At 58.6% G+C, this 18,330-nt stretch carries 19 protein-coding genes and 6 pseudogenes; 9 read left to right on the forward strand and 16 right to left on the reverse strand.

All coding sequences use genetic code 11. From position 1 onward, the window contains the following. Nucleotides 1-1,007, reverse strand: a 1,007-nt coding sequence (locus J2Y63_RS33200; protein ID WP_435269510.1) for a cbb3-type cytochrome c oxidase subunit I, incomplete at its 3' end; no start/stop codon positions are given. Nucleotides 1,008-1,324: 317 nt separating this feature from the next. Here J2Y63_RS33200 and J2Y63_RS33205 point away from each other — a divergent pair. Further along, on the forward strand, nt 1,325-2,593 hold the full coding sequence (locus tag J2Y63_RS33205; protein WP_435269511.1) for a diguanylate cyclase: 1,269 nt from the start codon (nt 1,325-1,327) through the stop codon (nt 2,591-2,593). 252 nt (nt 2,594-2,845) lie between these two features. Beyond that, complete coding sequence (locus J2Y63_RS33210; RefSeq protein WP_313523144.1) at nt 2,846-3,073, forward strand: DUF2798 domain-containing protein; 228 nt, start codon at nt 2,846-2,848, stop codon at nt 3,071-3,073. A 127-nt stretch (nt 3,074-3,200) separates the two neighbouring features. Here the strand turns inward: J2Y63_RS33210 and J2Y63_RS33215 are convergent. The 6 genes and pseudogenes from J2Y63_RS33215 to istA all read right to left on the reverse strand — a co-directional run. After that, nucleotides 3,201-3,572: pseudogene (locus tag J2Y63_RS33215) on the reverse strand (glutathione S-transferase C-terminal domain-containing protein); the annotation flags it as partial. After that, the gene (locus tag J2Y63_RS33220) at nt 3,544-3,699 is read right to left on the reverse strand and encodes a LysR substrate-binding domain-containing protein (protein WP_435269512.1); all 156 of its coding nucleotides are present in this window, start codon (nt 3,697-3,699) and stop codon (nt 3,544-3,546) included. The gene J2Y63_RS33220 and the pseudogene J2Y63_RS33215, both read right to left, overlap by 29 nt. Further along, complete coding sequence (locus J2Y63_RS33225; protein WP_313523148.1) at nt 3,674-3,898, reverse strand: LysR substrate-binding domain-containing protein; 225 nt, start codon at nt 3,896-3,898, stop codon at nt 3,674-3,676. The genes J2Y63_RS33220 and J2Y63_RS33225 overlap by 26 nt, the downstream gene beginning before the upstream one ends. A 252-nt stretch (nt 3,899-4,150) precedes the next feature. Then, nucleotides 4,151-4,411: pseudogene (locus J2Y63_RS33230) on the reverse strand (Ku protein); the annotation flags it as partial. 44 nt (nt 4,412-4,455) lie between these two features. Beyond that, nucleotides 4,456-5,268 carry an IS21-like element helper ATPase IstB gene (istB, locus tag J2Y63_RS33235; RefSeq protein WP_435269513.1) on the reverse strand — a complete coding sequence of 271 codons (813 nt, stop codon included), beginning with the start codon at nt 5,266-5,268 and terminating at the stop codon, nt 4,456-4,458. Further along, nucleotides 5,258-6,784: an IS21 family transposase gene (istA, locus tag J2Y63_RS33240; RefSeq protein WP_435269514.1), complete on the reverse strand. Its 1,527-nt coding sequence runs from the start codon at nt 6,782-6,784 to the stop codon at nt 5,258-5,260. Before istA ends, istB begins: the two co-directional genes overlap by 11 nt. Before the next feature lie 98 nt (nt 6,785-6,882). On the opposite strand from istA, the pseudogene J2Y63_RS33245 reads away from it, so the two are divergent. Next, nucleotides 6,883-7,083 (forward strand): annotated as a pseudogene (locus J2Y63_RS33245) (hypothetical protein); the annotation flags it as partial. Nucleotides 7,084-7,462: 379 nt separating this feature from the next. Here J2Y63_RS33245 and J2Y63_RS33250 read toward each other — a convergent pair. After that, complete coding sequence (locus J2Y63_RS33250; RefSeq protein WP_069061771.1) at nt 7,463-8,362, reverse strand: AraC family transcriptional regulator; 900 nt, start codon at nt 8,360-8,362, stop codon at nt 7,463-7,465. A gap of 98 nt (nt 8,363-8,460) precedes the next feature. Here J2Y63_RS33250 and J2Y63_RS33255 point away from each other — a divergent pair, with 98 nt between their 5' ends. From J2Y63_RS33255 to J2Y63_RS33265, 3 genes are all read left to right on the forward strand, one after another. Then, nucleotides 8,461-9,219: an SDR family oxidoreductase gene (locus J2Y63_RS33255; RefSeq protein ID WP_069061772.1), complete on the forward strand. Its 759-nt coding sequence runs from the start codon at nt 8,461-8,463 to the stop codon at nt 9,217-9,219. 39 nt (nt 9,220-9,258) lie between these two features. After that, nucleotides 9,259-10,203 carry an alpha/beta hydrolase family protein gene (locus J2Y63_RS33260; protein WP_435269515.1) on the forward strand — a complete coding sequence of 315 codons (945 nt, stop codon included), beginning with the start codon at nt 9,259-9,261 and terminating at the stop codon, nt 10,201-10,203. A gap of 584 nt (nt 10,204-10,787) precedes the next feature. Then, nucleotides 10,788-11,099: a DUF736 domain-containing protein gene (locus tag J2Y63_RS33265; protein ID WP_041699667.1), complete on the forward strand. Its 312-nt coding sequence runs from the start codon at nt 10,788-10,790 to the stop codon at nt 11,097-11,099. Nucleotides 11,100-11,142: 43 nt separating this feature from the next. Here the strand turns inward: J2Y63_RS33265 and J2Y63_RS33270 are convergent, their stop codons facing one another. From J2Y63_RS33270 to J2Y63_RS33280, 3 genes are all read right to left on the reverse strand, one after another. After that, nucleotides 11,143-11,421: an HU family DNA-binding protein gene (locus tag J2Y63_RS33270; RefSeq protein ID WP_435269516.1), complete on the reverse strand. Its 279-nt coding sequence runs from the start codon at nt 11,419-11,421 to the stop codon at nt 11,143-11,145. A gap of 83 nt (nt 11,422-11,504) precedes the next feature. After that, nucleotides 11,505-11,771 (reverse strand): WGR domain-containing protein, encoded by a 267-nt coding sequence (locus J2Y63_RS33275; RefSeq protein WP_435269517.1) that lies wholly within the window; start codon nt 11,769-11,771, stop codon nt 11,505-11,507. A gap of 96 nt (nt 11,772-11,867) precedes the next feature. Continuing rightward, complete coding sequence (locus tag J2Y63_RS33280; RefSeq protein WP_435269518.1) at nt 11,868-12,167, reverse strand: thermonuclease family protein; 300 nt, start codon at nt 12,165-12,167, stop codon at nt 11,868-11,870. Nucleotides 12,168-12,314: 147 nt separating this feature from the next. Between J2Y63_RS33280 and J2Y63_RS33285 the strand changes: the two are divergent. After that, nucleotides 12,315-12,581 (forward strand): annotated as a pseudogene (locus tag J2Y63_RS33285) (BID domain-containing protein); the annotation flags it as partial. On the opposite strand, the pseudogene J2Y63_RS33290 reads toward J2Y63_RS33285, so the two are convergent. The 5 genes and pseudogenes from J2Y63_RS33290 to traI all read right to left on the reverse strand — a co-directional run. Beyond that, nucleotides 12,582-13,406: pseudogene (locus tag J2Y63_RS33290) on the reverse strand (dipeptidase); the annotation flags it as partial. A 31-nt stretch (nt 13,407-13,437) separates the two neighbouring features. After that, nucleotides 13,438-13,578: pseudogene (locus J2Y63_RS33295) on the reverse strand (VirB3 family type IV secretion system protein); the annotation flags it as partial. Beyond that, nucleotides 13,571-13,975 (reverse strand): conjugal transfer pilin TrbC, encoded by a 405-nt coding sequence (trbC, locus tag J2Y63_RS33300; protein WP_435269519.1) that lies wholly within the window; start codon nt 13,973-13,975, stop codon nt 13,571-13,573. The gene trbC and the pseudogene J2Y63_RS33295, both read right to left, overlap by 8 nt. Further along, a complete protein-coding gene (gene trbB, locus J2Y63_RS33305; RefSeq protein WP_435269520.1) occupies nt 13,965-14,936 on the reverse strand; it encodes a P-type conjugative transfer ATPase TrbB in 972 nt (323 codons plus the stop codon). The genes trbC and trbB overlap by 11 nt, the downstream gene beginning before the upstream one ends. Further along, nucleotides 14,933-15,571 carry an acyl-homoserine-lactone synthase TraI gene (gene traI, locus J2Y63_RS33310; RefSeq protein WP_435269521.1) on the reverse strand — a complete coding sequence of 213 codons (639 nt, stop codon included), beginning with the start codon at nt 15,569-15,571 and terminating at the stop codon, nt 14,933-14,935. Before traI ends, trbB begins: the two co-directional genes overlap by 4 nt. A 358-nt stretch (nt 15,572-15,929) precedes the next feature. Between traI and repA the strand changes: the two genes are divergently transcribed. Together repA and repB are read left to right on the forward strand one after the other, a co-directional pair. Further along, nucleotides 15,930-17,138 (forward strand): plasmid partitioning protein RepA, encoded by a 1,209-nt coding sequence (gene repA, locus J2Y63_RS33315; RefSeq protein ID WP_405047708.1) that lies wholly within the window; start codon nt 15,930-15,932, stop codon nt 17,136-17,138. A 103-nt stretch (nt 17,139-17,241) separates the two neighbouring features. Further along, on the forward strand, nt 17,242-18,246 hold the full coding sequence (gene repB, locus J2Y63_RS33320) for a plasmid partitioning protein RepB (RefSeq protein ID WP_435269522.1): 1,005 nt from the start codon (nt 17,242-17,244) through the stop codon (nt 18,244-18,246). Nucleotides 18,247-18,330: the final 84 nt, after the last annotated feature.

Genomic DNA, 18,330 nt, shown 5'->3' on the forward strand with positions numbered 1-18,330 from the left:
ATGCCGAGGTTCTGCACCCAGTGGGGCAGGGCGGTGTAGTGCAGGTGATGCGAGCCCGCCCACATGTAGAAGAAGGTGATGCCCCAGAAGCTGAGGATCGACAGCCGGTAGGAGAAGATCGGCCGCTCGGCGCGTTTTGGCAGGTAGTAGTAGAGCATGGCCAGGAAGCCGGCGGTGAGGAAGAAGGCGACGGCGTTATGCCCGTACCACCATTGCACCATGGAATCCTGCACGCCCGCCCAGATCGTATAACTCTTGGCGTGGGCGAAGGAGAGGGGAACTGCGAGGTTGTTGACGATGTGCAGGATGGCCACGACGAGGATGAAGGCCATGTAGTACCAATTGGCCACATAGATGTGCGGCTCTTTGCGCCGGGCAAGCGTGCGCACGTAGAGCACGAAATAGGTCACCCAGACGATGACCAGCCAGATATCGGCATACCATTCGGCCTCGGCATATTCCTTGGACTGGGTGACGCCGAGAAAATAGCCGGAAATCGCGATGAGACAGAAAAGGTTGAAGCCGAACAGCACGATCCAGGGCGAAAGCTGGTCGGCAAGGCGGGCGCGCGAGGTGCGCTGCACGACATGGAACGAGGTGGTGATGAGCGCATTGCCGCCGAACCCGAAAATGACGCCGGACGTGTGCGCCGGACGGATGCGGCCGAAGCTCGCCCAAAACGTATCGAAGTTGAGGCTTGGCCAGGCGAGCTGCGCGGCAGCCCACACGCCGATGAACATGCCGAAGATCGCCCAGAACAGTGTCAGCCCGACGCCGACCTTGATCGGATCGTCATAGTAGCGGGTGAGGCGGGCGGGGCTTGGCGGCGTTCCGAAGGCACCCGAGAAAAGGACGAAAAGCAGTGCCAGACTGTAAAGGAGGACCATCGCGCCGTGAATACCGAGGACATCGGTGCGCCCTGCTGCCGCCATCGCGATACCGATGATCGCAAGGACGATCAGGATGATCGCACCGATATCCCGCTCCCCCGTCGTGAGTTGCCCCATCTTCGACGTCTCCCCATGCTATAGCGCGCCGCAAATTTCTTCCTTGGGAACTTACACGACGTTCCTCGAATTCAAGACTGCGCGGTGAAAAAAAATCCTGGCGCGGAGCAAAATCGCTATGAAATTGACGAATGGCAGGTTTTCTGGTCGGTTCCGAGTATGCTCGCGGCTCTCTTTAGATGAACGTAATTGAAGTTGAGGCGCAACGTGCCGTTAGCCATGCCAGCACTTCGACTTGTTCGTCGGCATAAACGCGCCATATCCCCTTGAGAAGGATGAAAGGCGACCGCTTGATCCACCGCGTTCGATGCTGAGATATGGAAAACGACGACCCACAACTTCAATTCGAAACGCCGGAAGCCAGAATGGCGCTGTTCGATTTCGCATTCGATCACGCACCGATCGGAGTTGCCCTTGTGGATATTCGTGCCTGCATTATCCGAGGAAATGCGGCATTCGCTGCACTGGTTGGCCGGCCGCTTGACGAAGTGACGGGAATGTCTTTTGCGCAGTTCACCCACTCGGAAGATCTCGAAGCGGATCTTATTCTTTTCCAGGATGTGCTCGATGGGAGAAGGGATGGCTATTCGGTCGAAAAGCGCTACGTTCGCCCAGACGGTGAGTTGGTGCACGTCCTCATTCACATCGCCGCCATGCGGGACGAGGCAGGCGATGTCGTCCGGCTGATCTCTCAAATCCAGAATATCACGCATCACAAAGAGTATGAGCGACAGCTCGCCGAGCGCGCAGCACAGCTTGAACTTGCGCTGGAAGCCGTCCGCGGCGGCTTTTGGTATATGGACGTCGGTACTCGAAAATTCGAAACCTCGGAAAGGCTCGCGCAATTTATCGCGGGCCCTACGGCGGCACGTTTAGATCTCGAGAATTACTTAAAACGTGTCAACGTCGATGATGGTGCAAGTGCCGACCTCACCCCCCTCCTCGCTGGCGACGTAGATCAGGCCGTCGCCGAATACAGACTGGAGACCGTCACAGGAGAGCGATGGATGAGGTGCGACCGTCGACTGCTTCGTGATGGGAACGGCGCGCCGTTCAGGATCGTCGGCATGGCTATCGATTTCACTGAGGAGCACAATCGCTTTGTCGATCTCGAGCGTACGTCCCAGCGAGACGCGCTTACGGGATTGCTTAACAGGCGAGGGCTGATAGCGAGCTTTTCGAAACTGACCGCGGCACACGGATACTCGGTGCTCGCCGTCGATCTGGACGGATTCAAGCAGATCAATGACATTCACGGTCACGCTGCTGGAGATGCGGTGCTTGTGGAGACGGCGAGACGACTATTGTCCTGTGTAAGGGGCGCCGATCTTGTCTGTCGGACCGGCGGAGACGAATTCGTCCTGGTCGTTGAAGGAACGGATGACGCCGGGAAAGCAGTCGCGGAGCGCGTGGTAGCGAAAATGCGGGCTCCCGTTCTTTTGAATCAAAGTTGCGTTGAGGTTCGCGCGAGTGTGGGAGGCTTGTGGCGTAACGCAGGCGCGAACCTGGAGCAGTTGGTATCTGGCGCGGATAAGTTGCTTTATGAAGCAAAAGCCAGGGGGAAAGATGGGTTTGTGTTCGGATAAGGCGATCATCCCCCGCAAAGAGTACGGCTGAAAGACAGCCCGCGACACATAGGTTACATCCGACTGGCCCGCATGGGGTTGACTGTTTCACGAGCTTGGTTAAATGGAGGGCGTCGAAAAGTTTCAGGCTGGTGTGGTTATTTCCAGCCCCTGTGAAAGCAGGAAAGTCGCCAATGCGAACCCACGGCATCAACCTTACGAAGGGTGGTGTCCGGCTGCGCGCCTGCTCCACCATGAACCTGTGGAGACACCATGAACGGTCCTAAAACGATCATAATTGCCCAATTTTTCATTTCCGGCATGATGGCTTTTCTCATGACCGGCTTTTTCAGCATCCTGCATCTCGGTTTGTCGGGGCGGGCGGTATCGGAGTGGAGCGGGGGGTTCCTGATCGCCTGGCCGGTCGCATTTTTGCTTTCCTTGGGGGTCGGCAAGGTCGGTTTCATGATCGCTGGCCGCATTACCGCATGGTCTGCCTGACGGCATTATCGTCTGCTAACGCGTTGGCCTCTTTCGTAACTGGAAAGTGAGGCGTCAATTATTTGGCGATTGCGATTCGGCTGGAAATAGAGAGGAAGCGGACTGGCGAAACTGGTCCCTTCCAAGTTCATGCGACCATCGGCGGGAGTTCGGGCCCTATGGGCACGATGCCCGTCGGGTTGAGTGCCTTGACTGAATAGTAGCCACTTTTGATATGGTCGCTATTCACGGTCTCACGGATGCCCGGAACGGCGAGAATGCGGGCGGTGTAGGCGCTCAGTGCCGCATAATCTGCGATGCGCTTCAGATTGCACTTGAAGATGCCGTGATAGGCGACATCAAACCGCACCAGCGTCACGAAAAGCCGGATATCGGCCTCCGTCAGCCTCTCTCCGGACAGGAAGTCGCGGCCGTCGCCCAGTCTTTCTTCCAACTCCTCAAGCATGGCGAAGACGTCGTGAAAAGCCTCCTCATAGGCAACCTGCGTGGTCGCGAAGCCCTTTCAGGTAACCGGAAGATGCGACCACGACGATGCGCATGTCGCAGAGCTTGCGTGCGATCATCGTTGAATCGCTCGCACGGCCTACCCTCACCGCCACGTCAAAGCCCTCGTCCACCAGGTTCACCAGCGGATAAACTGACGTCGAGTTCGATTTCCGGATAGGCCGCGGCAAAAGCGTTTAAAGCGGGAGCGATCTCCATGGTGCCGAACGTCAGGGGAGCGGTTATGCGGAGGCGGCCGTGTGGTTTGCGGGTGGCATCCCGGACCGCCGCATCGAGGGCGTCGAATTCGTCCAGTAATGGGCGCAGTCTGTTGATTGCCACTGAGAACTGACCCTATCAGGCCACGCCGGGTCAGTTCTCAGTGGCAATCAACACTCAGTGGAGAACAGCTGGCTAAGTGACGGGCGCACTGCTCTGATGTTGGGACCCGGGTCTCGGTTCGTTCCAGTCAGCGTAGATGCGTGCACGGGATCGTAGTGTGTCGCGATCATTGCCTCATCCCAGATACCAATCTTCCATTGATGGCACCTAACGGAAGCCACTCTGTGGCTGCGACCGTGATCATGGCTAAGATCATCCAGCCTTTCGAGATTTTAGCTCCTTCGCAACCGACTTCTTCAAAGCGTCCATGATATTGACGACGTTGCTCTTTTCGTCGTCGTCCTTCGTGGGTTTCGAAGACTTGGCCTTCGACGGCTTCCTGGCTTTCTTCTTGTCCGCTATCAGTTTCAGCAAGCTTTCCTGGATCGGGTCGGACACCATATCCGGCGACCAGTCCTTCAGCCGCTTTTTGATGACTGCCTCAAGTGTTGAAACGCCTCTTCGTGTTGATTTGCACTGAGAGCTGACCCGGGATTTGCGCCGAGAAGTGACCCGCCTTAGGTATCGTCCGTCGTGGTTGGGGTGGTCAAGTTCCTGCGTTTCTCCTTCGTCGTTTTGGGCTCATGGGCCGAACTGTTTTTGAAGCGGAAGCTGTCGTTGCCGGTTTCGAGGATGTGGCAATGATGTGTGAGGCGGTCGAGCAGCGCGGTGGTCATCTTGGCATCGCCAAACACGCTGGCCCATTCGCTGAAGCTCAGGTTGGTGGTGATGATGACGCTCGTGTGCTCGTAGAGCTTGCTCAGCAGATGGAACAGCAGCGCACCGCCCGAAGCGCTGAACGGCAGGTAGCCCAGCTCGTCGAGGATGACGAGATCGGAGTGTGCCAGGCGGTTGGCGATCTGGCCTGAACGACCTTGGGACTTCTCCTGCTCAAGCGCGTTGACCAGTTCCACGGTTGAGAAGAACCGAACCCGCTTGTGATGATGTTCGATGGCCTGGACGCCGATGGCCGTGGCAATATGCGTCTTGCCCGTGCCGGGACCGCCGACCAGGACGATGTTGTTGGCGTCGTCGAGGAAGTCGCAGCGATGAAGCTGACGGACCAGTGCCTCGTTGATCTCGCTGCTGGTGAAGTCGAAGCCGTTCAGATCACGATAGGCTGGAAAGCGTGCCGTCTTGAGCTGGTAGGCCGTCGACCGCACTTCACGTTCCGCGGTCTCGGCCTTGAGGAGCTGCGATAGGATCGGGATGGCAGCCTCGAACGCCGGCGATCCCTGCTCGGTGAGTTCGCCAACGGCCTGGGCCATGCCGTGCATCTTCAGTTGCCGCAGCATGATGACGACAGCGCCGCTTGCCGGATTATGACGCATGGCGAACCTCCGTCTTTCTCAGCGCATCGTAACGTTCGACATTCGCCTTGGGCTCATTGGTGAGCGTCAAGGCCTGAGGCGCGTCGATGGTGGGCGGTGTGAAGGATTTGCCGTCGACGAGGCGATGCAGCAGGTTCAGCACATGCGTCTTGGTCGGAACGCCGGACTTCAGCGCCATGTCCACGGCCGACAACACGGCCTGTTCGTCATGCTGGAGAACAAGGGCCAGGATATCGACCATCTCGCGGTCGCCACCCGGCTTCTTCAGGAGATATTGCTGCAAGGCCCGGAATGCCTCCGGTAGCTCAACGAATGGAGCGCCATTGCGAAGAGCACCGGGCTTGCGCTGCACCACCGCCAGATAGTGCCGCCAATCGTAGATGGTCTGTCCTGGCCGATCGTGAGAACGGTCGATCACGCGGCGATGCTCGCACACGATCTGCCTCTCCGCTGCGACGACGACACGATCCGGGTAAACCCGCAGGCTCACCGGTCGATTGGCGAAGGATGCCGGGACGCTGTAGCGATTGCGCTCCAGATGGACGAGGCAGGTCGGAGTGACCCGCTTTGTATACTCGACAAAGCCGTCGAACAGGCGGGTAACAGGCATCAGCGCCAGAGCTTCCTCAGCCCAGATGTCAGCAATGGTGCCGCGCATCTGTCCGTGCGGGGTCTTTGCCCAGAACTCCTTGCATCGAAGCTCCAGCCAGTCGTTCAGGGCATCCAATGATGGAAACCGTGGAACAGGTTGGAAGAAGCGATGACGCGCATCCTGAACATTCTTCTCGACCTGTCCTTTCTCCCAACCGGACGCGGGATTGCAGAACTCGGGCTCGAACACATAGTGACTGGCCATTGCCAGGAAACGGACATTGACGTCGCGCTCCTTGCCACGGCCGACCTTGTCGATCGCCGTGCGCATGTTGTCGTAGATACCGCGGCCGGGAATGCCGCCAAACACGCGGAATGCATGATTGTGGGCATCGAACAGCATCTCATGCGTCTGAAGGAGATAGGCCCGAACAATGAAGGCACGGCTATAGCTTAGCTTCGTATGTGCGACCTGCAGCTTGGTGCGCTCGTTGCCGATAATGGCCCAGTCTTCCGACCAGTCGAACTGGAACGCTTCGCCTGGTTCGAAGGCCAGAGGCACGAACGTTCCGCGCCCTGTCGTCTGGAATTCCCTCTGCCGGTCTGACTTCCATTCCCGGGCAAAGGCTGCAACGCGGCAATAGGAGCCGTCGTAACCGAGGCTCACCAGGTCGGCATGGAGTTGCTTCAGGGTGCGCTTCTGCTTGCGGCCCTTCTTCGATTCCGTCTTCAGCCAGGCCGACAGCCGATCCGCGAAAGGATCAAGCTTGCTCGGTCGCTCCGGGACCTTGAACTTCGGCTCCACGCCGTCCAGGCGCAGGTATTTGCGGACGGTGTTCCGGGACAGGCCGCTCCTGCGGCAAATCTCCCGGATCGATAGATGCTCTCGAAAATGCCAGCGTCGTATTACGCTCAGTAACGCCATGTCGATCACTCCAGAGCCCCCGCTGAAACCTCGCGAGGGATGATTGAAACATGGGTCAAATCTCAGTGATAATTTCCCGCAATCCCGGGTCAGCTCTCAGTGCAAATCAACAAAAGCGAGAGTTCGCAGCCGACATGGGCCTGCAGGCCCACGTGCTTCGCATGGCAGCCGAAGGCGCCGTTTCGGCCTACGAGGACATCACAGGCGAAACCTGGAAGCCCTACGAGCGCACGATCGAGCAGCCCGCCAACTCGGTCGACAGACAAGCCGCGACTGCCCAGATGTCAGCCTTCGAGTAGCCGAAATGCGGGGCTTCGGCCCCGCATTTCTCCAGCGTCCGAACCGCAGTTGCGAGCTGTGTTCGGAAAAAGAAAAAAGGGCCGACGGAAAACCGCGGCCCATAAAGTGTGAGGGTCATGGACCTCCAGAGGGGAACAGCTGCTGCGGCGGAACTGGGAAGAAACCGCCATGGGCATCAGCTGAAGTCTGTATGCACGAATTTTCATCACGCCGCACCTGATTTTTGTGCAGTGCAGCTATGCATTGGCTGCTTTTTTCACATGTATTGCTGGGTAATCCGGTGACGAGCGGCGCTTTTCGCCGCGGTAGATCGGTCAAAATCTGATGGAGTATACTAGCGTATCGGCGTTTTATATCCGCGGGTGAAAGGTGCAAACTTCATGCTGCAGCCCTCGCTCGCGAAAAGGCTCCCGGCGGCATTCCCACATGCCGATTGAAGGCGACGCTGAAGGCGCTTGTCGATCCGTAACCGACGCGCTGGGCGATGTCGGCCATGGCCATATCTTCGCGTAGGAACTCTTTCGCTAGCGCCATCCGCCACCCCGTCGCGTACTCCATTGGCGCGACCCCGACCTCTCTGCGGAAGCGATCGAAGAAGGTGGAACGGGACATGGCGGCTTCCCGAGCAAGCGTCTCCACCGTCATGCTGCGGCCCGGATCTGCATGGATCCGGCGCAAGGTCGGTGCCAGCATCGGATCGGCCATGCCACGCAGGAGACCCGGCGGCGCTTTGGCACTTGCCGCCGATCGTAGTGCATCGATGAACAACACCTCGAGCAACCGGTGAAGCACCATCTCACGCGCGACGCGGTCAGCTCGCGTTTCCTCGTTTATCATGCGGACGAGAGCCATCAGCCGCTCTTCGCCGTGAACATGGATGACTTCCGGCAGCAGCGATACGAGAAGAGCTTTGTCATCCGAGCCGAACGCACAATGCCCGACCAGGGCCTTGATCTCTGCCGGTGCTTCCGGGTCGCCCAGGCGAAAGACGCCGGGGCTGGTCTCCAGACGTTGAGCAAGGGCGCCGCGTGGTAGCGGCTCCATGCTGCTCATCGTGAACGAGAACATCTTTGGGACGAGGACGAAGTCACCGGCAGTGAGCACCATTGGGTCACGACCGGCAATCGCCATCAGGCAACGGCCTTCGACGACAGCGCAGTAGAAGGGGCTCCCCAGTTCTGTGCGCTCAACCAACCACTGACCACCGCCCGTGACCAGCTTGGAGATCGACGGGCTTGGCTTGAGCAGCGAAACAACTTCGGTAACGGGATCGGTCATGTTTTCGGACTCATGCTAAATACTCTTGGACATACGCATATAGCAAGTCCGGGTGATCAGGTCCATCTTCAGGCCAGTTAAAAGTCAGGAGACAGAACATGCCAAAGATCTTCATCACTGGTTGCTCGTCCGGTTTCGGCCTCGCCATCGCGCAGAAATTCGTGGACGCCGGGTGGGACGTGGTCGCGACCATGCGCACGCCGCGCTACGACCTTTTTCCCTCGAACGACCGGCTCGAAATCCTGCCGCTGGATGTCACGAGCGCGGACAGTATCGCCAAGGCGGTCGACGCCGCCGGCACGATCGACGCTCTGGTCAACAATGCCGGCGTCGGCATGCTCAACGTGCTGGAAGGCACGGAGATGTCGAAGATCCGCGAACTGTTCGAGACAAACGTCTTCGGAGCAATGGCGATGACCAAAGCTGTGCTTCCGCAGATGCGGTCCCGTCGCTCAGGCGTCATCGTCAATGTCAGCTCCGCGGTCACGATAAGGCCTCTGCCCGCGCTGTCAGTCTACAGTGCAAGCAAGGCAGCGCTCAATGCCTTCACGGAAAGCCTCGCCCTCGAAGCGGCGCTGTTCGGCATCCGTGCCAAACTTGTTTTGCCTGGCTCGGCACCGACGACCGGCTTCGGCAAGAATGCTGTCTCGCGGATGGGCACGGAAATTCCCGAGCCATATACCGCCTTCGTCCACGATTACATGACGAAGCTGCGTTCCGGCACTGAGGTCACGACGGCGGATGCGGTTGCAGAGGCTGTCTGGCGGTCTGTGACGGAGATCGACGCGCCGATGAAAATCCCCGCCGGCGCCGACGCGGAAACCTCTTTCCGCGAAGCGGGCCATTTGCTCGCCTGAACATCACCATCCGAAATCCACCTTTGAAGGTCGAGACCCATGAACAATCTGATCAATCTCGCAAAGCATATTCCCACACCTGAAGCCACTCTCACCGTGGCATACACGCCGATCCGCCTTCCCATGCCGGGCCGCCAGCCACTGGAGCTGCGTGTGACTGCGCCCGCAAACGGCGACAAGCTGCCGATCGTGCTGCTGTCGCATGGCTATGGCCCTTCCAACTATATTCCGTCAAAGGACGGCTACGCTCCTCTCGCTCAGTTTTGGGCGGAGAGGGGGTTCGTCGTCATCCAGCCGACGCATGCAAGTTCGCGGGTCGGTGGCCTGACGTCAGATTCACCCGGCGCGCCGTTCTTCTGGCGCGAGCGTGTCGAGGAGATGAAGGCGATCCTTGACCATCTCGCGGAGATCGAACGGCAGGCGCCGGCCGTCGCCGGCCGGATGGATCATTCCCGCATCGGAGCGGTCGGGCATTCACTTGGCGGCCACACGGTTGGACTTCTACTCGGCGCGCAGCTGGACGGCGAGGATCTCTCTGAGCCTCGTATCTCAGCAGGCGTTCTTCTGACGACGCCGGGACGCGGCGGCAAAGATATGACCGAGGAGAACGCCGCAAGGTTTCCATTCTTCGACGTCGATTTCTCGACGCTCTCCACCCGCAGCCTGGTCGTTTGCGGTGATATGGACAATCCCCATTTTACAACGCGCGGCGCTGACTGGCATGCGGACGCGTTCCATGATGCGCCGGGCGCTAAAGCAATGCTGATGATGCACGGGGTCGGGCATGGCCTTGGCGGGATTGCCGCACTGGACGCAAAGGAAACGGAAACAGAAGCACCGGATGCGCTGGAAGCTACACGGCGCCTCACTCTCGCCTGGCTTCAGACCGCGTTCGGTGCGGACGAGGGCGCTTGGCCCCAAGCGCGCCTAGCGTTAGAGCGTGACGCTGCACCGCTTGCCACGGTCACCGACAAGCAATTGTAGTCGCTGAAGCAGATCGGCACGATTGAAGCCGCGCCAATGAGAGATACCGGGCGCCACACTGGTGGCGCTCGATGCAATCTGCGGCATCCGTGGGTAGCGCAGATATCATCGAGTTCGGAAAGCACGCCAGCAACTCGTCCTTCATTCAGCGAGCATTCGGGGCCCCTGGCAAAATGAGTTTCAGTTCTGTGTGCAGATTTCTTGTCAGAAAGCGTGGCTTTTGACTTTAGCTCCCGATCCGGGTGGTTGGGCGCTCGGCGATGCAGTTTACTTCGATCACGCGCAGATGACGCATAGTCGTACGCCTTGATCCGCCAAGTTGGCACGTCCACTGCGGTCTCGATGGGGCATGTCTGACCGAAGACCGCCTCGCGATGCTCGGCTCGATCGGCATCCGCAACGGCCGGATCGTTTTCTTCCCCTGTGCGCGAAAGCGCCCATTCCTCGCGAGGCAAGAAAGCCTCTCCTTGGCCGTCCTCCACTCCGTTTCGGTCCGTTGGATGCAGGCCGATCGTCCCCGGTCCTGTCGACTGCCATCGAGGCCGCGATGGACGCGGCCCGAACAACCGAAAAGGATTACGACAATGGCAACCATCGGCTCTTTCACCGCTTCCGGCAACGGCTTCTCCGGCACCATCAAGACCCTCAACCTCAACGTCAAGGCAACCATCCGCGCCGTCGAGCGCACGTCCGAGAAGGGCCCTGATTACCGCATCCTCGCAGGAGCTACGGTCGAATTCGGCGCAGCCTGGAAGAAGACCTCGAACGAAGGTCGCGATTACCTCTCGGTCAAGCTCGACGATCCGAGCTTCCCGGCTCCGATCTACGCAACGCTGATCGAAGTCGAAGGCGAGGAAGGCCTCTCCCTCATCTGGTCCCGGTCGAACCGGGACTGAGACTGGATGCCCCGCCGCCAAGGCGGGGCTCTCCACGCAGGGATCACTTGTTCAGTGCATCCTTGAGCGCCTTGGCAGGCGCGAAGGTCAGCTTCTTCGAAGCGGCAACAGTCATCTTTTCTCCGGTCGCAGGATTGCGGCCCTCGCGCTCAGGCGATGCCTTCACCTTAAATTTTCCGAAGCCTGGGATTGAGGTTTCAGCGTCGGAGCCTGCGGCATCGACGATGGCCTGGAAGACGGCCTCGACAATGCCCTTGGCCTGAACCTTCGTCAGGCCGTTATCGGCTGCAATCTTGTCGGCGATTTCATTGGTGGTGGTCATGGAATTCCTCGCATCTTCCTGTCAAAGATAAAATCCGTGTCAGCTTATGACCGGATTGTCATCGGCGACGATGGAGACGAGGATCAGATCCGTGGGATGTCCACAGGTGGTTTTGGCCGATAACCCCGTTTGCGCTTCTCGCGAAGCACGTCGAGGAACAAGCTGATGGCTTGGCTCTCGTTGTCAAACAGATGCACCATCTGCTGTCCGCGCGTTCCAATCCGCCCCCAGGCGCGTACAAGCGACACCTCGCCGAACAATGTCGGCTGAACGGCGAGTGCATAAAAGCGCGCCATGTTCTTCTCCGGCGCGATACGCTCGACATAGAGGTGGTAGGGCTGCGTGATCATGCCGGCAGAATCGCGTGTTCGGAATCTGCCGTCCAATGACAGTTTTGAATCGATCGGGCATCATCGATTCACGACAGTGATCCGCCGGCGCCCGGATCATTCGCACCAGCTCCGGCGCGATCCTTCCCACTTCCGAGCCAGGCCTTCGGCGACGAGAATATCGCCGACCGATCGCCGATCGCGGTAGACGATCCTGAGCTTGCGACCGAAGCGATCTTCATCCCTGGCGGTCGTCTTGAACGAGAGCGGACCCGAATTGAGGATGTCGAGCAGACGCTGTTTCGCCGCAAGCCCTCGCTCGCGTTCGCGCTCGCATCTCGGCGGGCTAAGCTCCGGCGTGTCGATGTCGGCGATCCTGATCTTCTCACCTCTAAACCAGAACGTATCACCATCCACTACGCAGGTGATACGTTGTCCGCTATCCGCAGATAGAGAAGGCTTCGCTCGCGCTGCTCGGCGGCGCTGAGGCAACAGACGAGAGGATGCCAATGGCTAAGGGGGATAGGCTCGCGACTGCCGTAAAAAGTCTCAATGTCATGTCTCCTCAAGGGCAAAACCGGCATTCTCGCCAGTAAGTCTGACCGCGAAGCCCGCCGTATCGCCGACGTCAACGTGCCGGCATTGAAGCGCGATATCGAAACCTATCTTCGCATCCGCGAGACGGCCATGCAGCGGATAGAGGGTGAAGAGAAGACCATGCGCCACCGCGTCTCGATCGACATTCCGGCGCTGTCGCCTGCGGCGCAGGCCGTGCTGGAACGAGTGCGCGACGCGATCGACCGTAATGATCTCCCTGCCGCGATGGCATACCCGTGATGATGACGAGTGGAGAAAGCTTGTCTCGAAGTTCAATCCCACAAGGCCCTGGCTCTCGCGGATTGCGCCGAGTTGCCAGTCCGTGAGGTTTCGAGCGTGTGGGCAGATTCTATGAACGTTTGAATGGGTCGCCACGAGCGGCGCGTTGCTCAATGCGGCAACGTCTCGAAACCCACGCTCATTGAGATGCGACAGGTCGACAAGGACTTTCATCTGATTGCAAGCCTGTATGAGGTTCTTTCCGTAATCCGTCAGGCCCGGTCCCGTATCAGGCGAAGACGGAAACCGAAAAGGAACACCATGTCCGAAGATATTGGGCCTGCTCCACACTGGGCCAATCGATCGCAGCCCAACGCCATAAAGCATATCCAGCATCGTCAGGTCTCGGTCAATCGCCTCTGCGCCTTCCATATGGAATACCGCCGCGATGATGCCTCGTTCCATTGCGGTCCGAATGTCCTGCGCCGTGCGGCATAGCGAAACCGCCCCGGCACGGTCGAGGTCGAAGAGAATGGATGCCATCGAAACCGTCGTCGCACGCGCTTCATCCATCGCAAGCGCAGGCGGCATGGGTTCATCGATGGAGAAATCGGACGCTGCGTGTGTAGCGCACGGATCAGTGGATTCGGGCGATGGGGCGAAGACGGCAAACATGCCGCCTGCAAACCCTCCCTGTTTTGCTCGCGGAAGATCGATATGCCAGTCTGGAGGAGCGCCCTTTTTAAAAAGAGCCACCTTGTCAGCGTCCTGGGCGTAGTGGAGCTTGAAGAGAACGTCGTTGTGCCCATCAAAGATGGGCACAGGCTTTTGTTCCGTCATATCTAATTGTCTTTTCTTGGCTGGGAAGCCGTGTGAGCACCACGAAAATCAGGATGATGGCGGCAAGCGCTGTCAGAAGCACCAGCTCACGGTCGGCACCCATCAACAGGTTCGGACGCGATAGCGCCCGGTGCACGCGCGAGCGTGTAAGAGCGAAGCCCACCTCAGCCATGAGCCCCCTCCCCTTCTGTGGCCGGCGTCGTCGTCGGTTCGTGAGTGCTTTGCTCCGCCTGTGCCTTGGCCTCGCCGATCGATGCGCCGGTCGCGCCGAAAAGGGCGACGATCTGGGTGGCCCCAAGCAGGACGCCCCCAACGAGCGCCACATAGCAAAGCCGCCTCGCGAAATCGTTCAGCTCGCCCCCGAAGATCAGCATGGCGCCGGCAATGGCAACGGCGGCGAGCGCGATGAACCCGGCGACAGGTCCCGTGATCGATTGCTGGATCTGCTCGAGCGGCGCTTCCCACGGAAGACTGCCGCCGCCGGAAGAGGCAAGTGCTGGATCTGGAAGGCCGATTGTAACGGCGGCCAGTGCCGCACAGGTGAGAAGAATATTGATTTTACGCGACATGGCTGTCCTCATCGATCTGGGCATAGTGTTCGGTCTGATAGCGGCCGTTGCGGTATCCCTCGATGTGAATGACCTCGCGGACCCGCCTCCCCTTCCCCGTTCGCTCAATGGAGACGACTAGATCGACGGCCTCGCCGATGACCTCCTGCATCGGCTGCTGACTGGCTTCCGCCGTCAGCTGCTCCAGCCGGCGCAAGGCTGACATCGCCGTGTTGGAATGGATCGTAGTGACGCCGCCGGGATGTCCCGTGTTCCAGGCCTTGAGCAGTGTTAGCGCCGCACCGTCGCGGACCTCGCCGACAATGATGCGGTCGGGGCGCAGGCGCATCGTGCTCTTCAGCAGGCGGGCCATGTCGATGGTATCGCTGGTGTGCAAAGATACGGCGTTTTCTGCCGCGCATTGAATCTCGGCGGTGTCTTCGAGAATGACCATCCGATCGTCCGGGGCCGCCGCCACAATTTCCGCGATGATGGCGTTGGCGAGAGTGGTTTTGCCCGATCCGGTGCCACCGGAGATTACGATGTTCATCCGCGCGTCGATCGCGCTTCGAATGGCGGAAGCCTGTGCTTCAGTTATCGCCTTCGACTTCACATATTCCGTGAGTGCGATCAGACGCGAGGCACGGCGGCGGATGGTGAATGCCGGACTTGAAACGACCGGTGGCAACAGCCCCTCGAAGCGGTGTCCGCCAATGGGAAGTTCGCCGGAGATGATCGGCTGTTCATCGTCGGCTTCCGATTGCAGGGCATGGGCGACACTGCCAATTACGACTTCCGCGGCGGCGGTGCTCATTGCGCCGGCCGGCGCCACGCCTTGCCCTAGGCGTTCGATAAACAAGCGCCCATCGGGATTGAGCATGATTTCGACCACGGTCGTATCATCGAGCGCGATGCAAAGTTGGTCGCCGAGGGCGTCCTGCAGTTTGCGGACCAGGCGGGGATGGGAGCGGAGTTGGGTCACGCAGCGCTCCGGATCTGACGTCCGCGATCATAGGCTACAATCGAGCGGTAGCCCTGCGGGCAAACTCGCATAAAGCTTTCCAGGTCGGCTGGTAGGGTTCCGGCGACGGCAACGGTGTTCCCAATCGCCACAGGATTGCCAATCCGCTTCATCGGCCATCCGGCCCGGTTAAGGATGCGTTCGAAGCGCAAGTCAGTCGCCGTGACGATCTCTTCGTAGCCGTTTGCCATCGACCATTCGATGATCCCGGCAAACATGGTGAGCGTCGCGAGATGGAGTTGTCCCCCTCCCCTTCCCGCAGTCAGGGACGTATCGACGCAAAAGCGCGAGCTCTCGGCAATGCTGGCCGACGCACCGAGCGAACCGGACGCCAGCAATTGCGGGAATGTCTGCTCCAGCATTGTTGGCCCCAATGCCGGCAGCAGGCGCGCGCAGCCGACGACCCTTTGGCCGTCTGTGACCGCAAGGATATAGGTCGGGTCGAGATCGTCGTATTCGTCACGCTCACCCGCGTCGGTAATTGAGACATCCCATTCGAGGCGTTCGCCGAAGACTGCGGCACGCAGGCTGTGCATCTGCCTCAGAAGACTGAAATGATCGACATATCGATCTGGCGAGACGGTGATAATTCGCATGTTGATCTCCGAATGGCGTGGAACATGCCGGAGAAAGATCATCTGAAAACACGGATGGCTATCTGCAGATCTGCAGCGAGCTGAGTCGGCTTCGACCTACGTCTTCGGCTAACCAGGCACGGGTAAACCACAGGATTCTGTCTGCAGATCTGCAGAGCTCAAGGAATAGATATTCAGCGAAGAATCAGCCTAACTTGCGGATACATATTGAGAATTGCGACCGCCGCCGGAATTTCAGGAAATGGCGTTAACCTTTTGTTAACTCTAATTCCCTTGCAGCATTGTCAGAATCGTGCGCTATCTTGAGACGGCATAAGCGCGTCTGACGCTTCTAAACCGTCTTGAACCTGAGGCTAAAGTGAACGTGATCGACAGGCACATCAGTAGAACAGCAACGTCTGCACATATCACGCAGCGCGCTGAAGCACTATCTGCGCGACTTCGTGCGGTCGGTGAACGCGCCTTTCCGCCGACAGCGCAGAAGTCGCTTCGTTCATTCACGTCTGGCGAAGTCGCCGAGATAGTTGGCGTGTCTGACGGGTACCTGCGCCAACTGTCACTGGATGGGCTAGGCCCGATGCCGGATATTGGTGCCGGAGGACGGCGCTCCTATACGCTGGAGCAGATCAACGAGTTACGGCTATATCTTGCTGAGGCCCGTCCGAAAGAAGCTGGGCGATTTTGGCCACGTCGTCGTGAAGGTGATAAACTTCAAATCATAACCGTCGCGAACTTCAAGGGCGGATCCGCCAAGACGACCACCTCACTCTATCTCGCGCAGGGTCTGGCGCTACAGGGTTACAGAGTTCTCGCGATCGATCTCGATCCCCAGGCCTCGCTTTCCGCGATGTTCGGGTATCAGCCTGAGTTTGACGTTGCCGAAAATGCCACGATCTATGGCGCCATCAGATACGATGACCAGCGTGTGCCGATGAAGGATGTGATCCGTCCGACCTACTTTACGGGCATCAGCATTGTACCGGGCAATCTCGAACTAATGGAGTTCGAGCATCAGACGCCGCGCTTCATGCTGCAGAACAGAGGACGGCCGGAAGATCTGTTCTTCAGACGTGTCGCGAGCGCCATCAATCAGGTCGAGGACGAATACGACATTGTCGTGATCGACTGCCCTCCCCAGCTGGGCTTCCTTACAATGGGCGCCCTTAATGCTGCGACAGGCATGATTGTCACTGTTCATCCGCAAATGGTGGACGTCGCGTCTATGAGCCAGTTCCTTCTCATGACGTCCGACCTTGTATCGGTCATCGAAGAAGCGGGTGGCAAGCTCGACTATGACTTCTTAAGGTTCCTTATCACCCGCCATGATCCGCGAGACGTCCCCGAGCAAGAAATCGTCGGTCTCCTTCGCGATGTATTCGGAACTGATGTGATGGCTGCGGCAGCCTGGAAGTCGACTGCGATCGCCAATGCCGGTTTGACCAAACAATCTCTCTATGAGTTGTCGCGTGGTGCCGTAGGTCGGTCGACATACGATCGCGCGATGGAATCGATCAATGCGGTGAACTATGAAGCTGTCGGCTTAATCAATGACGTGTGGGGCAGATGATCATGCTTTACGCGCAAACAAATCAATCGTTTAGCTTGTTGTCAGCTGACGACACGGTGTCGTTGCGCTGGCTAGAGGAGCGTGTTGACCGGGGAGACCAAAGATGAGCAAACGAACTCAGTCAGTTCGTAATCTTTTTGCCGCTGGACCCGATGTGGTACCGACGGCGGATACCCGTCAACCGATGCAACGTGTAGCGTCAGGCGCCGTGAGGTCCTTGAAGGACACCTTCTCGGAAGTTGAGAGGGATTACGAGGAGCTCAAGCAGCGGGTTGCCGAAGGCGCCCTTCCAGTTGACCTTGACCCCTTACTTATCGACCCCTCTCCTTTCGCCGATCGTTTTGCGGATCAGGATCCGTCCGCTGTCGAAGCGCTCAAGACCTCGTTCCTGGAGCACGGGCAGGAAATACCTATCCTCGTTCGCAACCATCCGAGCGAGACTGGCCGCTATCAGATTGCCTACGGCCATCGCCGCGTGCGCGCTGCTAGTGAACTTGGGGTCAAGGTTAAAGCTTACGTACGCGAGCTGGGAGACGACCGTCTCGTTGTTGCGCAAGGCATCGAAAACTCCGCGCGCGAAGACCTCACCTTCATTGAGCGCTCGACTTTCGCACTGAAACTCGAAGATGGTGGCTTCGATCGGACCCTTATTCAGACTGCTCTTTCAGTTGATCGTCAGGAAGCATCGAAGCTCATCAACGTCGGTCGCGCAGTGCCTACCTGGTTGAGCCAGGCGATCGGACGAGCGCCCAAAATTGGCCGCCCTCGGTGGCAAGAGCTCGCCGACCTTCTCAAGACTGAAGGTGCGGAAGCAAAAGCGCGCAAAGAAATGGGCGACAAGTCTTTCGGCAACAAGTCGTCAGATGATCGCTTCATCGCGGTGCTTCGTGCCGTCAAGGCCATCGATAAGCTGAACTCGTCGAAACCCCATGCGCTTAGCGCAAAGTCTGCAGATGGATCCGAGATCGCGACCCTGGCCGTCACAGGTAGGGTTTGCAAGATTCAGATAGATAAGGATCGCGACGAGGCATTTGCCAGGTTCTTGATGGATCGTATTCCCGATCTTTACGAGAACTTCCGGCAGACAGCGTCCAGGTCTGAAAGTTAGAGAAGGAAGAAACCGCAAAAGAAAAAGGCCCCCAAACGTTGCCGTCGTGGAAGCCTCTCTCATTGGTCTAAGCAGCCTGAGAAT

It is taken from the genome of Shinella sp. BE166, from assembly GCF_051201095.1.
Classification (GTDB): Bacteria; Pseudomonadota; Alphaproteobacteria; order Rhizobiales; family Rhizobiaceae; genus Shinella; species Shinella lacus.

Coding starts and splice junctions, on each gene's coding strand:
- J2Y63_RS33205 (WP_435269511.1), top strand. CDS start 1,325: ATGGAAAACGACGACCCACAACTTCAATTCGAAACGCCGGAAGCCAGA.
- J2Y63_RS33210 (WP_313523144.1), top strand. CDS start 2,846: ATGAACGGTCCTAAAACGATCATAATTGCCCAATTTTTCATTTCCGGC.
- istB (WP_435269513.1), bottom strand. CDS start 5,268: ATGCGTCATAATCCGGCAAGCGGCGCTGTCGTCATCATGCTGCGGCAA.
- istA (WP_435269514.1), bottom strand. CDS start 6,784: ATGGCGTTACTGAGCGTAATACGACGCTGGCATTTTCGAGAGCATCTA.
- J2Y63_RS33250 (WP_069061771.1), bottom strand. CDS start 8,362: ATGACCGATCCCGTTACCGAAGTTGTTTCGCTGCTCAAGCCAAGCCCG.
- J2Y63_RS33255 (WP_069061772.1), top strand. CDS start 8,461: ATGCCAAAGATCTTCATCACTGGTTGCTCGTCCGGTTTCGGCCTCGCC.
- J2Y63_RS33260 (WP_435269515.1), top strand. CDS start 9,259: ATGAACAATCTGATCAATCTCGCAAAGCATATTCCCACACCTGAAGCC.
- J2Y63_RS33265 (WP_041699667.1), top strand. CDS start 10,788: ATGGCAACCATCGGCTCTTTCACCGCTTCCGGCAACGGCTTCTCCGGC.
- J2Y63_RS33270 (WP_435269516.1), bottom strand. CDS start 11,421: ATGACCACCACCAATGAAATCGCCGACAAGATTGCAGCCGATAACGGC.
- J2Y63_RS33275 (WP_435269517.1), bottom strand. CDS start 11,771: ATGATCACGCAGCCCTACCACCTCTATGTCGAGCGTATCGCGCCGGAG.
- trbC (WP_435269519.1), bottom strand. CDS start 13,975: ATGTCGCGTAAAATCAATATTCTTCTCACCTGTGCGGCACTGGCCGCC.
- traI (WP_435269521.1), bottom strand. CDS start 15,571: ATGCGAATTATCACCGTCTCGCCAGATCGATATGTCGATCATTTCAGT.
- repB (WP_435269522.1), top strand. CDS start 17,242: ATGAGCAAACGAACTCAGTCAGTTCGTAATCTTTTTGCCGCTGGACCC.